Annotated in this window: 12 protein-coding genes; 8 read left to right on the forward strand and 4 right to left on the reverse strand. The window is 44.8% G+C overall.

What is annotated here, in order from left to right:
- Positions 1-5 precede the first annotated feature (5 nt).
- From ACK8P5_RS04080 to folE, 7 genes are all read left to right on the forward strand, one after another.
- Positions 6-1,346: an ABC transporter permease gene (locus ACK8P5_RS04080; RefSeq protein ID WP_422659712.1), complete on the forward strand. Its 1,341-nt coding sequence runs from the start codon at positions 6-8 to the stop codon at positions 1,344-1,346.
- Between the two features lie 30 nt (positions 1,347-1,376).
- Positions 1,377-2,468, forward strand: a complete 1,092-nt coding sequence (locus ACK8P5_RS04085; RefSeq protein ID WP_422659713.1) for an efflux RND transporter periplasmic adaptor subunit — start codon at positions 1,377-1,379, stop codon at positions 2,466-2,468.
- A gap of 326 nt (positions 2,469-2,794) precedes the next feature.
- Positions 2,795-3,220 carry a GNAT family N-acetyltransferase gene (locus ACK8P5_RS04090; protein WP_422659714.1) on the forward strand — a complete coding sequence of 142 codons (426 nt, stop codon included), beginning with the start codon at positions 2,795-2,797 and terminating at the stop codon, positions 3,218-3,220.
- A gap of 197 nt (positions 3,221-3,417) precedes the next feature.
- Positions 3,418-4,020 carry a signal peptidase I gene (gene lepB, locus ACK8P5_RS04095; RefSeq protein WP_422659715.1) on the forward strand — a complete coding sequence of 201 codons (603 nt, stop codon included), beginning with the start codon at positions 3,418-3,420 and terminating at the stop codon, positions 4,018-4,020.
- Positions 4,021-4,047: 27 nt separating this feature from the next.
- Positions 4,048-5,916 (forward strand): tRNA epoxyqueuosine(34) reductase QueG, encoded by a 1,869-nt coding sequence (queG, locus tag ACK8P5_RS04100; RefSeq protein WP_422659716.1) that lies wholly within the window; start codon positions 4,048-4,050, stop codon positions 5,914-5,916.
- Positions 5,917-6,047: 131 nt separating this feature from the next.
- Positions 6,048-6,281: a YneF family protein gene (locus ACK8P5_RS04105; protein ID WP_422659717.1), complete on the forward strand. Its 234-nt coding sequence runs from the start codon at positions 6,048-6,050 to the stop codon at positions 6,279-6,281.
- A gap of 53 nt (positions 6,282-6,334) precedes the next feature.
- Entirely contained in the window at positions 6,335-6,928 is a 594-nt protein-coding gene (gene folE, locus ACK8P5_RS04110) for a GTP cyclohydrolase I FolE (RefSeq protein WP_422659718.1), read from the forward strand.
- A 93-nt stretch (positions 6,929-7,021) separates the two neighbouring features.
- Here the strand turns inward: folE and ACK8P5_RS04115 are convergent, their stop codons facing one another.
- Both ACK8P5_RS04115 and ACK8P5_RS04120 read right to left on the reverse strand, forming a co-directional pair.
- Positions 7,022-8,203: a Fe-Mn family superoxide dismutase gene (locus tag ACK8P5_RS04115; RefSeq protein WP_422659719.1), complete on the reverse strand. Its 1,182-nt coding sequence runs from the start codon at positions 8,201-8,203 to the stop codon at positions 7,022-7,024.
- 137 nt (positions 8,204-8,340) lie between these two features.
- Positions 8,341-9,342: an alpha/beta hydrolase gene (locus tag ACK8P5_RS04120; protein WP_422659720.1), complete on the reverse strand. Its 1,002-nt coding sequence runs from the start codon at positions 9,340-9,342 to the stop codon at positions 8,341-8,343.
- A gap of 208 nt (positions 9,343-9,550) precedes the next feature.
- On the opposite strand from ACK8P5_RS04120, the gene ACK8P5_RS04125 reads away from it, so the two are divergent.
- Positions 9,551-10,294, forward strand: a complete 744-nt coding sequence (locus ACK8P5_RS04125; RefSeq protein WP_422659721.1) for an IclR family transcriptional regulator — start codon at positions 9,551-9,553, stop codon at positions 10,292-10,294.
- Positions 10,295-10,458: 164 nt separating this feature from the next.
- On the opposite strand, the gene ACK8P5_RS04130 is transcribed toward ACK8P5_RS04125, so the two are convergent.
- On the reverse strand, positions 10,459-11,556 hold the full coding sequence (locus ACK8P5_RS04130) for a DUF1648 domain-containing protein (RefSeq protein WP_422659722.1): 1,098 nt from the start codon (positions 11,554-11,556) through the stop codon (positions 10,459-10,461).
- Between the two features lie 2 nt (positions 11,557-11,558).
- Positions 11,559-11,954, reverse strand: coding sequence for a GntR family transcriptional regulator (locus tag ACK8P5_RS04135; protein WP_422659723.1), 396 nt, complete (start codon positions 11,952-11,954; stop codon positions 11,559-11,561).
- Between the last annotated feature and the right edge of the window lie 106 nt (positions 11,955-12,060).

The raw sequence follows: 12,060 nt of genomic DNA on the forward strand, positions 1-12,060 counted from the left end.
ACAGCTTGCGGCTGGCTTGGGGGCAGATTAAACGCCGTAAAGTAGTTACTGCATTATGCATGACGGGCATTTCAATCGGTTGCGCGGCAATAATCGTCGCCCTTAGCATCGGTAATTCCGCGCAGAGTTATTTGGAGAAAGAGATCATAGGGAGCTTGAAGCTTGATGAAGTGAATGTTAGTCCTCAAAGTTCAATTGGGCCAGGCGGTAGTGGTGAATCAAGTGAATCAGAGGGATGGGACCGAGGCTTGCTTACAGACGACAAGCTTCAAATCATAAGAAGGTTTGATCATGTGCAATCCGCAATTGCTACTAAACAAATCGGTTATTTCCGATCTATATCAGCGGATAATCTGATCAACGAGAATCTGTCTCTTGTCGCAATGGACCTTACCCAGCTCAAAGAGCAAGGGAAAACGTTTAAGCAGGGTGGTCCTTTAGAGCAGATCGGAGCTGTTGTTTTCAACTACGGTTCTACAACCGGATGGATTGATGGTCAGACCCGTGAAAAGTTGAATCAGATGCTTAATGCGGATCCCGCAAATCCGAAGTTGTGGGAGGAACGGCAAAGATATGAGAATGTACCTTCGGATATGCTCGGCAAAACCATCCAAATGGAGCGGATGGATAACGAAGGACAGATGATACTCAGTCCGCAGCTTTATGTAGGGGGTGTACTTGATGTTCCCACAGGAATGAATCCCGAATATGCAAGTTATGACCGTCAGGCGTATGTTTCCTTCGAAACCGCTGAGTGGCTTAGTGCCAGTCTGATGCCAGAGGTTAGCACAGCCTTAAAGCAGCGAGTCTACGACTCCTTGACAATAAAAGTTAATGATCCTCAGTACATTCGACCACTGGAGGAACTGATTCAGAAGCTGGCCCTGAATGCGAGTGATAATCTGGCAATGCGCGATCAGATAGCCTCACAGATTAACACCTTCAAAGCGATAGCGCTGGGTATTGGTGTGTTTATTCTGTTATTGGCCTCCATATCCATCATAGTGGCTATGACGATGTCAACGCACCAGCGTCGACGTCAAATTGGCATTATGAAAGTTCTAGGTGCCAATATGCCGCAAATTCGCAACATGTTCATTGTTGAAGCTAGTTTTCTTGGTTTTTTGGGTGGTTTATTGGGGATTGTGTTTGCTTACTTGATTATTAATGGGCTCAATTCATTCATTATTGCTTCTGCAGGAATCTCCGGGCTACAGATCATTATTACAATGGGCACGCTTCCCATAGGCATTGCATTTGCGGTGATGACTGGGATTATCTCAGGTATTTATCCCGCGATCAGCGCGGCGAGAACGAATGCGCTACTTGCGATTAAGCGGGATTAGGAATTGTTTCTTAAAAGGGAGCTAAAGAGTATGAAGAAGATCATTAAATGGACGATATTTATCGCTGCGATAGCTTTTGTGGGCTATTGGGGATACGGGCAGGTGGTGAAGCCAACAGCGCCTTCTGATCCTGTGATGGAAGTGCCTCAAGTGATTTCATTTCCTGTGACAGAGGAGAATATTATGAATTCCGTGCAGGTTAAGGGACGATCTGAGTACGGACGAGAAACGAATGTATACGCACCTTTTGAGGCGAAGGTTGGGTCTTGGAACGTGCAGAATGGTCAGCAGATTAAAAAAGGTGAAACTCTATTTAATCTGGAGCAAAAAGGAATTCGTCAGCAGCTAGAGCAGAAGGAGGCGGAAATGCAGAAGCGGAAGCTAGAGAAGGAACTAAAGGAGTTCATGTTAAATCAGGATTTGGACAATGCACCGATGGGAGCTACGGAAGCCGAACGACTTAAAGCGTTAGCCGAACAGGAAAATGTACGGCTGAGCAGCCAGTTGGATGAGGTGAACGAAAGTATTGAACGTCAGGCTATGGCTGACTTGCAAGACAAATTAAAGAAGTCGGCTTACATATCACCGGATTCAGGGATCTTTCTGTTTGATAGCTCGCAGCAGCAACAACCTCAATCGGTGAGCGCAAATCAATATATTGGCAAGATTGTAGATTTAAACTCCTTACGCTTCGTTGCATATGTTGATGAGAATGACATATTTAGTATTAAGCCAGGAATGGCTGTAGAGATAAAGTTACCTTCGATTAAGGATACCCGTTTAAAGGGAAAGGTGCTGGAAGTAGCAAAATTCGCCGAGACCGTCGCTCAGGAGAAACAATCATCCCAGACACCGCAGTTTAAAGTCATCATCTCTTTACCTAAGAACGACCTCTTAATCGGTGGTCTTACGCTTAATGGTGAGATTGTGACTGTACAGAAGGATAAAGCGATTGTCGTTCCAAAGCTTGCTGTTCAGACGGAAGGTGGGGTTTCTTACGTAATGATAGACAAAGGAGAGGGACTAGTTGAACGGCAGGAGATCAAGATTGGTTTGATTACATTGGATAAAGTAGAAGTGTTATCTGGGCTTAAGACAGGAGATTCCGTGGTCCTTCAGTGATGAAAATATGAAATATAAGAACAGTGCTTTTTCCAGAGATTAGCTGGGGAAAGTGCTGTTTAATCATTATAGACACCCATAGATCCGTATTTTAGTTTTGGTGGACAATGATGGGTGTTTTTCCATGGCTAAAAATGTAACCGCTTAATATAAAGCGTTTTCATAAGAAAACTCGTGAATTCTAGAGTAATATGTGGTTTAATGGACAAGAAAGCAGGATTTTCGCATTTTTTGTAGTAATTATAAATGTTAGGTTTGCATTAACGGAATACTAATGTTGTAAGCCGCGTAAACCGCATCATGCTAACGAAAAGGGAGATTTTGAGATGCATGTTCGTTCCTTTCAGTTGAGTGACTGTAACCAAGTAACTGAGCTATTACAGATTGCTTTGTCGGAAGAATGCTACGAAAATACGATGGAACCTTTCTCCAGACAACTTGCCTGGGATTCTGACTTGATTATGATAGCAGAAGAGAATGGCGAAATTGTCGGTGCCTTGATTGGGACCATTGAACGTAATCACGGTTGCTATTTCCGGATTGCGATCCATCCAGATTACCGCAGACAGGGTATTGGAAAAGCTCTTATTGAAGCGATGGAGCAGCGGTTCCAATCTCGTAAAGTCAGCCGGATTCTTGTTGCCGGAGACGAGCATAATGCAGCAGCGATGCCACTTTATGAAGCTATGGGCTACGGTGCTAATAAAATCCTGACATCATTCCAGAAGCTGAGTATCGTAAGTCAGCCGTAATGATCAGATCGGATTAAACGGGTTCTTTCGGCCTTTATCGAAATTATACGCTTGAGCCGGGAAACGACATTTATTTCTATATGAAGCATATCTATCGACCGTTGCAAATGGGAGAAAGATATGCTTTTCTATTAATGTACCATTTATGTATTTGGTGCCTCTAACAGAGGTAAACTTGATAGTAAAGAAGGTGTAGCATGGGACAGATCATTCCTCCGGGTTCCGGTGATCATGAAGATGTACCGAATCCCCAAGAGACAGGTGCCGAGAAGAACAGCTGGGTGACAGAACTATGGGATTGGGTCAAGACGATTGCCATCGCATTTTGTATTATGGTTCTTCTGAACATGTTTGTCTTTAATCTGTCTATGGTTAAAGGGGAATCAATGCAGCCGACACTGGAGGCGTCCGAACGTCTATTTATTAATAAATTGGTTTATCGGTTTGCTGATCCGGGCCGTGGTGATGTGATCGTGCTGAAGGATCCAAGCAATGGTCCTGACAAGAAAGAATTTCTTGTAAAGCGAATAGTTGGCCTGCCGGGAGACACGATTGAAGTCAAGGGACATATCCTTTATGTGAATGGAGAAGCGCAGGAAGAATCATATACGGATGTTCCTATCGAGGATCCTGATTTTGCTCCTGTTACCATTGAGGAAGGTCACTATTTCGTTATGGGAGACAATCGTCATCATCGTAAGAGTAAAGACAGCAGGGAGTTTGGTAGTGTAAAGGAATCAGACATAGTAGGACGAGCCGAATTCATTCTATGGCCACTATCCAAAATAAAAGGACTATAAGTTTTAATAGGAAAGGAGGCGCTGGAGATGACTTCACGACTTGGAGCCTATGCTCCTTCGGCCTCTGTGTGGGAGGATCTGAAAGAAGAACTGAAGCAGGCCGCACCTAGTCTAGGTATTGATGACATTGGGTTTACTTCAGCAGATCCGTTTGTTTCACTGAAATCGATTTTGCAGAATCATAGGGATAAGGGATATGAGTCCGGGTTCGAAGAGTCTGATCTAGATAAAAGAGTTACGCCGTCTCTTCCGGGAACCAAACCAGCGTCTATTATCGCCATTGCGGTTGCTTATCCGTCCAAGATGAGTAACCCACCTAAATCCGAACCGGGGAAATATCGCGGCATTATGGCCCGTTCAGCTTGGGGAAAGGATTATCACCAAGTACTGCGGGATGCGATGTCGAGGCTTGAGGCGTTCATTCGTGAACGAGTTCCAGACGCGGTTCTTGAGAGCATGGTGGACACAGGAGCCCTGGTAGATCGAGCTGTTTCTGAACGTGCTGGCATCGGTTTTAGCGCCAAAAACTGTGCGATTATTTCTCCGAAGTTTGGCTCGTGGATTTATCTTGGTGAGATGGTTACGAATATTCCTTTTCCTTCGGATTCACCTGTAACGGAGGACTGTGGAGAATGCACGAAGTGTATTGATGCATGTCCTACGGGGGCGCTAGTGGGACCAGGACAGCTAAATGCGCAGCGATGCGTTTCTTTTTTAACCCAGACAAAAGGATTTCTAGACGAAGAGGTTATGCGTAAGATTGGTAACCGGCTTTATGGCTGTGATACCTGCCAAATCGTCTGCCCTAAGAACAAAGGCCTGAACTGGACACATCATGAAGTACTGCAGCCGGATCCGGAAAAGGCGAAGCCTCTTCTTCTTCCGATTCTTGATATGAGCAACCGTGAATTTAAGGAAACATTCGGCGATACATCGGCAGCGTGGCGGGGAAGAAAACCGATCCAACGTAATGCTGTTATCGCGCTGGGTAACTTTAAAGACGTTTCGGCCGTACCAAAGCTTAGCGAGGTACTGTTGAAAGATCCGCGCCCAGAGCTGCGCGGAACCGCCGCATGGGCTCTGGGCCGTATTGGAGGCGAAGAAGCTTTGAACAACTTAGAAAAAGGCATGAAATCAGAACAGGAAGAAACCGTACGCGAGATGCTTAAACAAGCATTGAATAAATTACAGCCAGAGAGCAACGCTGGGGAACAGGAAAGCGTCCCACATGTTGCAGACGCTAAAGCTGTGGTTGAAGGTGGAGTAGCTGAACAGGACGTGTCTGGAATGGAAATGAACACTCCGGTTAGTGATGCTCCCAAGGGGGCCGAACCAATGGTCACCCCAGCGGCCACCCCAGCGGTAGAAACGGAAGTATTATACTATGATGAGATACACACGCCTATCGGGACATTGACCGTCGTAGCAACTGATCTTGGTGTTTGCTTAATTGAATTCGGTGCTTTTACCGTTAAGGAGGCTGTCCTGCAGCAATGGTCGCGTACCTGGGCTGGAGGAGTTGGATATGAACATAGCAAGGAGCGGCTTGCTGATGTATCGTCCCAGATGAAGCAATATTTTGATGGGATACTTAAGGAGTTTACGATACCGCTTGATATGCGTGGTACACCATTTCAACTTCAAGTATGGGAAGCTCTTAAGGAAATTCCCTATGGAACAATTCGTTCATATAAAGATATAGCTGAAGCTATTGGTAGACCCAAAGCAGTGCGAGCTGTTGGAGGAGCTAACAATAAGAATCCTGTTCCTATTATCGTTCCTTGTCATCGTGTTCTTGGGTTGGATGGTACGCTTGTAGGTTATGGTGGGGGATTGGAAATTAAGCGTTCTTTACTGATGCTAGAGGGATCTATTCCAGATCGCAAAGGTCTATAGAAATAAGCTTAATGGGTGACTATGAGGCCTGCGTTTTTTCCATTTGCTGTCCCGAAAAGGACATGCTATGATAGGTTCGTATACGCGCCAGTAAATGGTAAATATTAGTATGAGCTAAAGGTGGTCAAGTGATGGAAATTGTTATTCCGATTATTACATTGATCGTGGGTCTGGTAGGGGGATTCTTTATCGGTGTATTCTATCTCCGTAAGCAGTTGGAGAAAATGCAGAACGATCCACAAATGCTGCAGAAGATGGCTAAACAGATGGGTTACAATCTGAATGGTAAACAAATGCAGCGTGCACAACACATGATGAAAAATCAGCCGGCACCAGGCAAAGGCCAGGCACGCAAGCGTAAATAAAGTTTAATGAGTATAGCCGTTTGTTTTTTGGGGAACGGGAAGGGGGAAATACCGTGGCGGGCGTGAAAGATTATGTTAACAATAAAGTTTTAGAGCAGCGTGAGCAGATAGAGTACCATGTTGAGCAGATTCTCAAACTGATCGGTGAAGATACCGAACGGGAAGGATTGCTTGAGACACCTGCCCGCGTGACACGGATGTATGAAGAGATTTTTGCCGGTTACGAAGTCGATCCTCGTGATGTGCTAGGCGTTACATTTGACGAGCAACATGAGGAATTGGTTATTGTAAAGGACATTGTGTATTATAGCCAGTGCGAGCATCATATGGCACCGTTCTTTGGTAAAGTACACATTGGTTATGTACCTAGTGGCAAAATCGCAGGTTTGAGTAAACTGGCACGCCTCGTTGAGGCCATTACTCGCCGTTTGCAAGTACAAGAGCGTATTACTTCCCAGATCGCAGACATTATGGTTGAAGTACTTCAGCCGCATGGCGTGATGGTCGTTGTGGAAGGTGAGCACTTGTGCATGTGTGCACGCGGAGTGAAGAAACCTGGCAGCAAGACGATTTCATCTGCCGTACGTGGAACATTCCAGAGTGATTCAGCTCAGCGCGCTGAGTTCTTGTCTTTAATTAAAGACTAAGAAGAGACTTAGCTATCGATTGAGTGTTATAGAAAAGGCTCCGCCGAGTTTTCGGTGGAGCCTTTTTTGAATACATAAATGCGCAATAAAAGCTTAAAATGGCTGCCACATCAGTTTCTTTGCCTTTTCGAAGCGTTTCTCGGCCTCAGGCCAGAATACAACGTTCCACCAATCATTAATGTATTCTTTACGGTTATTCTGGTGCTTGAGATAATAAGCATGCTCCCAGACATCGAGTGCTAGAATGGGTACGACATCCCACTGGGATAAGTTTTGATGTTTCTCAGCTTGTAATATTTCTAGCCGGTGACTGCGAGGACTCCACACCAGAATCGCCCAGCCTCCCCCTTCGACCTTGTCTGCTGCTTCGGTAAATTGTTTTTTGAATTGATCATAGCTGCCGAAATCTTTTTTGATCTGTTGCGCAAGGTCTCCGTTAGGAGTACCGCCTCCCTTAGGATTCATAATGGTCCAGAACAAGGTGTGAAGATAGTGACCTGCACCATTAAATGCAAGTTCACGCTCCCAATGCTTCACTAGATCGAAGTTTCCACTTTTACGGGCTTCCTCAAGTTTTTTCTCTGCTTTATTAAGTCCATCTACATAGCTTTGATGGTGCTTGTCATGATGGATTCGCATCGTTTTCTCGTCAATGTAGGGCTCAAGTGCATTGTATGGATACGGAAGTGGGGGGAGTCGATGCCCGCCGATTGGAACAGCCAATTGATTGGGAGGGGAGGATGAAACGCTTTGTATAACAGCTTCAATCTCTTCTTGCTGAAATGGTGTGGCTACAGGTCCCTGCGGTTCGGCAGGCATGTGTCCATGCTTTTCAATAAGTCGCTGTATAGCCCCAGGCTGGTTAAGCTCATTAAGAACCTCAATGAAATATTCTGATTCTCGGATGATATGGAGTAATACGGTGTCGGCAAGGGGGGGCTTTTGTACAGCAGGACTGTTATCTTTCATCATATATAGCTGGCGTATAAATTCTCTTGATTGTTCAAGTGAGACATGAAGAATTCGTTCAATTTGGGCAATGAGCTGTGGGGATAGTGGTCCAGAAGTAGCCAGAACCTGACGAAGTAGTTGTTCGGCAGCCCTTTCGGTTTCCCCAAATACGACTGCCCACTCATTCAGCAGCTTAACGTAGGGAGGCTCAAGATCAGGCACGATAGCTTTAATGACTTCCGTATGCTCCATTTCTTGCTGCTTCCAGAATCGTATCTCTTCCAAAATTCTTGCTGGGAGCATAGCTCCATAAATATACAGCATGCGATTCGTTCCTCCTGTCATAATCTTCACTATGAAACTATATTCGACTTACAGCATGTATTATGAAGTTAGTTTGCATAAACAAGCCCGTAACATCTCACCGCGATGCTACGGGCTTTAATAAACAGCTCTTATTACTATTCTGTCACTGTGCTTCCGGGTGGATCTAGTTTCCCTAGGAAAGTAGATACCCTGCGTAAATATTCGCGTGGATACTCACGGAATATAAGTTCGTGACGAGAGCCTTCCACAATCCACGAATCTGAATCGGGATGTGTTTGATTGGAGGCAATCTTCTCAGCAATTGGATAAGGGGCTTTATCGTCATTTGTTCCATGTATGAACAAGGTTGGGAACGGATAATCATATGATTTCACTTCGTTATAAGGAATCTGATCTAGACTAGTACCGTTCAACACAGGGAATAGTAGTTCCAGAATTTCGAGCGAAGGATGACGAGGCAGATCGATTTGGTTTTTGATGTTGTGATATAGGGTGTCTGGCTCCAGCAAAAAAGTACTGTCCAAGATCATCGCATCCACATCTTTCGTTTCGAGTCCAGCTTGTAAAGCCGTTCCGGCTCCCATAGAGAAACCCCATACTACGATTTGCTTCGCACCGCGTTGCTTGGCCAACTGGATGGCACCAAGAAGCTGGCGTTTCTCTTCTTTGCCCCCGGTGGCAACTTCTTTGCTGGTCTGTGAAGCAAAGCCGTAATCGAACATCAGGACATTAAAATCCAAGTTGTGAGCATAGTGGGCTAGGTCGTACATAGGAATCCACGTCTCCTCACGATTGGCTCCATATCCATGACTCAATACAATCGTTCGTGATGAATCCGTGGCTGGAATATACCAACCACTAAGTGTTTGCTTTCCATCAATGGAATGGAAGAGAACGTTCTCGTACTCCACCCCTTTGGCGAGCTTAGGGTTTGAATACAGTGGTGCAACACTAGGATTCGACAGTACCCAAGCGATATAGGCATGTAGAGCTATAAAACAAAAGATTAGAAAAAAAACAACCGATAGTATGAGAGCGAGCAAAATATGTCTGAACCGGATCATGCGGGCTGAAAGCCCGGTCGGCGTATCATTCAACTGGGAGAGTGGGGCGTTGTTACCAGTGATCATACTCATGAGTGGCCCCTCCTTACCATGATATCTTACATTAAAATGAAAACGTTAAATTATTATAATCGTAATGCTGGGAATGGGTTAAGTCAATGTAAAATAAGAGATTGTTAGACAAATGTAAAATAGGATTTTCAGTTTACTTCCCGACTATTTTTTCTTATAATTCTTGTAACCAGGTTTCATGTGATGAAACAAGAGAGGGGCAAGTGGGATGGAAGACCGTAAATTAACGGTGCGTGCTGTTGAGCGTGCACTTGATATATTAATGTGTTTTACGAAGAGTCATGAACTGGCTTTAACGGAAATTTCCTCTCTGATCGGACTGCATAAAAGTACGGTTCATCGGTTGATGACCACACTGGAGGATAGAGGTTTTGTCGTTCGGGATAGCAGAACGGATAAATATCGATTGGGTATGAAAGTTTGGGAACTTTCCACACACTTATCTCATAGTGATGATCCAGCCGTGTTATTGTTGCCTGCTATGGAGTCTTTACGTGACAGGCTTGGGGAAACGGTAAGTCTCTATCTTAGAGACGGGGGAGAGCGTATTCGAATACAGGCCGTACAGAGTAATCAAGCGATACGCAGGGTTGCTCAAGTGGGGGCACGTTTGCCTTTATCGGTCGGTGCCTCAAGCAAGGTGCTGGTTGCCTATGCGTCACCCTCAGATCAAGAAGAACTGTTGAATGCTCCGGACTGGCCTCAATCTATTGATCGTAACCTCTATCGGCTTCAGTTACGTGAAATCGTTGAGAAAGGTTATGCGATCAGTATTGAGGAACGTGAACCAGGTGCTGCTGCTGTATCTGTACCGATTATGGATCGAAGTGGGAAAATCGCCGCGGCATTATCCATGTCTGGCCCGGTTAATCGACTTTCGGCAGATACATTAAGAGAATATGCACCGGTGCTGAAGGAAGCGGCACGGGAAATGGGGCTAATGCTTTCATAAAGTATATTAAAAGAGAATAGAGTGAATGACGAGATTGCCCCGAATGTAAGAGCTCTGATGAGTATAGGGGCTATGTTTCGATTAATAAAAGCTGAAAAAGCAGGCTGCTTAAGGGATTATCCTTGAGTCGCCTGCTTTTTTTAGATGAATGACGGTTTCCTGATTTAACCTGATAAGAGTGATGCGGTAACGATAAGGGCAATAAGTCCAATCATAACAGCCCAAGCCCTTTTGTTCGCAAAGTTGATCGTCCAACCAATGCCAAATCTCTTCTCTACAAAAAGGGAAGGATCGTACGGATTATAATACAGACCTCCGAGCTTCCAATAAGCGTCGTCATCGTAAGGCTGTACAGGTGAAGGGGTTCGCTTGGGTCCAATGCGGCTTCCACCTTGCCCAGTTATGACAGTCATAACTAGAGCTCCAATAACGATGAGAGAAGGGACAAGCAAACTGACAAGGGCGAGCATCTCGGTGTCGAAGCTCAGCATCATATTTAGCTGAATAAAGGAAAAGAGCAAGATGATAATAAGACTGGTCATGATGTTGAAGAAGGACCATCTCCGGCGGAAAATCGCGTTACGCGCAGCCGAACCTTCCGGATCGCCGGGATTAATCTGCTGTTTGCTCTTTAGAATGGACCAATTGATGAATACAAACGTTATGATCATGACAGCTTGCATGATGTTTGGGAATAGGACGGTAAGGACCGATTTGTCAGCATATCGGATGACATTACCATCGAAATCAAACTTCATAGGCAATAGGTTAGGGATGTAATCATAGTAGGAGAGGATCCAAACTGCACTGATGACCGTAATGATCCCGTGGATGATAAACCAACGGTTGGAGAATACAAGCTTTTGTTGTCGAAAGTTTGTTTGAAGCGCAAGTTTTTGACGTTGCTGTGGAGTAGCTGGGAAATTAGCTTTTAAGTTTTTCATTTTGAAATGGAAGGTCACATTCATAAGTAATGAGCAGATGACCATGCCGGTGATACCAATGGCAAACACAATTTCTTTTGAAACCGCAGGCCATGACATGATGATAAGAAGGCAGCCGGCAATGAGGACGATGTATATCAAGCTACTTATTCCCGCGTACTGTCTGCGTAGTTTTCGCAGAGGCTCGCTATGAAAAGTCTCCTCGCTTATCGTGACGCCAAAGCTCAACGTTTCTCTCGTGAAATACGGCATGAACACAAGTGATGCGAGCAAGGGGAGAGTCATTAACACAATAATTAGTGTTGAAATAACATACATAGTTATTCTCCTTCCTTCGTATGGGTGATCTCTTCGTGCATTTCTGAAACAACCTGCAAAATCTGATCTTTACTCATGCCACGACAGATGGCTTCTGCAATGATTGGTTTAAGATGACTACTACGCTTCTCTTCATATTCTGGGGTGATCTCTGGAAGACCGTCTGGATTAACCACGACGCCTCTTTGGCGGTGTACCTGGATGAATCCGTCCTGCTTGAGTAATGTGTAAGCTTTGTTAACTGTGTGAAGATTGATTCCAATATCGGATGCAAGGCTTCTGACAGAGGGGAGAGGTTCACCTGGACTTAAATCACCGCTAGCGATTCCTTCAATAATCTGATTGATAAGCTGGGTATAGATCGGTACTTCTGATTGCATATCAAGCTGAATAATCATTTAAACCCCTCAATTCGTTATATCTGTTATAGTTGAAGTATAACACGTATACTTTGAAAAAGGAAGTAGATGAATGGAGTCATTTTCGACTTATAGTACAGAGACA

Source organism: Paenibacillus sp. EC2-1, assembly GCF_049311625.1.
Taxonomy (GTDB): domain Bacteria; phylum Bacillota; class Bacilli; order Paenibacillales; family Paenibacillaceae; genus Paenibacillus_AQ.

Excerpts from the sequence above, each read along its gene's own strand:
- ACK8P5_RS04085 (WP_422659713.1), top strand. The coding sequence starts at position 1,377 with ATGAAGAAGATCATTAAATGGACGATATTTATCGCTGCGATAGCTTTT.
- ACK8P5_RS04125 (WP_422659721.1), top strand. The coding sequence starts at position 9,551 with ATGGAAGACCGTAAATTAACGGTGCGTGCTGTTGAGCGTGCACTTGAT.
- ACK8P5_RS04115 (WP_422659719.1), bottom strand. The coding sequence starts at position 8,203 with ATGCTGTATATTTATGGAGCTATGCTCCCAGCAAGAATTTTGGAAGAG.
- ACK8P5_RS04090 (WP_422659714.1), top strand. The coding sequence starts at position 2,795 with ATGCATGTTCGTTCCTTTCAGTTGAGTGACTGTAACCAAGTAACTGAG.
- queG (WP_422659716.1), top strand. The coding sequence starts at position 4,048 with ATGACTTCACGACTTGGAGCCTATGCTCCTTCGGCCTCTGTGTGGGAG.
- ACK8P5_RS04105 (WP_422659717.1), top strand. The coding sequence starts at position 6,048 with ATGGAAATTGTTATTCCGATTATTACATTGATCGTGGGTCTGGTAGGG.
- ACK8P5_RS04130 (WP_422659722.1), bottom strand. The coding sequence starts at position 11,556 with ATGTATGTTATTTCAACACTAATTATTGTGTTAATGACTCTCCCCTTG.
- ACK8P5_RS04135 (WP_422659723.1), bottom strand. The coding sequence starts at position 11,954 with ATGATTATTCAGCTTGATATGCAATCAGAAGTACCGATCTATACCCAG.
- lepB (WP_422659715.1), top strand. The coding sequence starts at position 3,418 with ATGGGACAGATCATTCCTCCGGGTTCCGGTGATCATGAAGATGTACCG.
- ACK8P5_RS04120 (WP_422659720.1), bottom strand. The coding sequence starts at position 9,342 with ATGAGTATGATCACTGGTAACAACGCCCCACTCTCCCAGTTGAATGAT.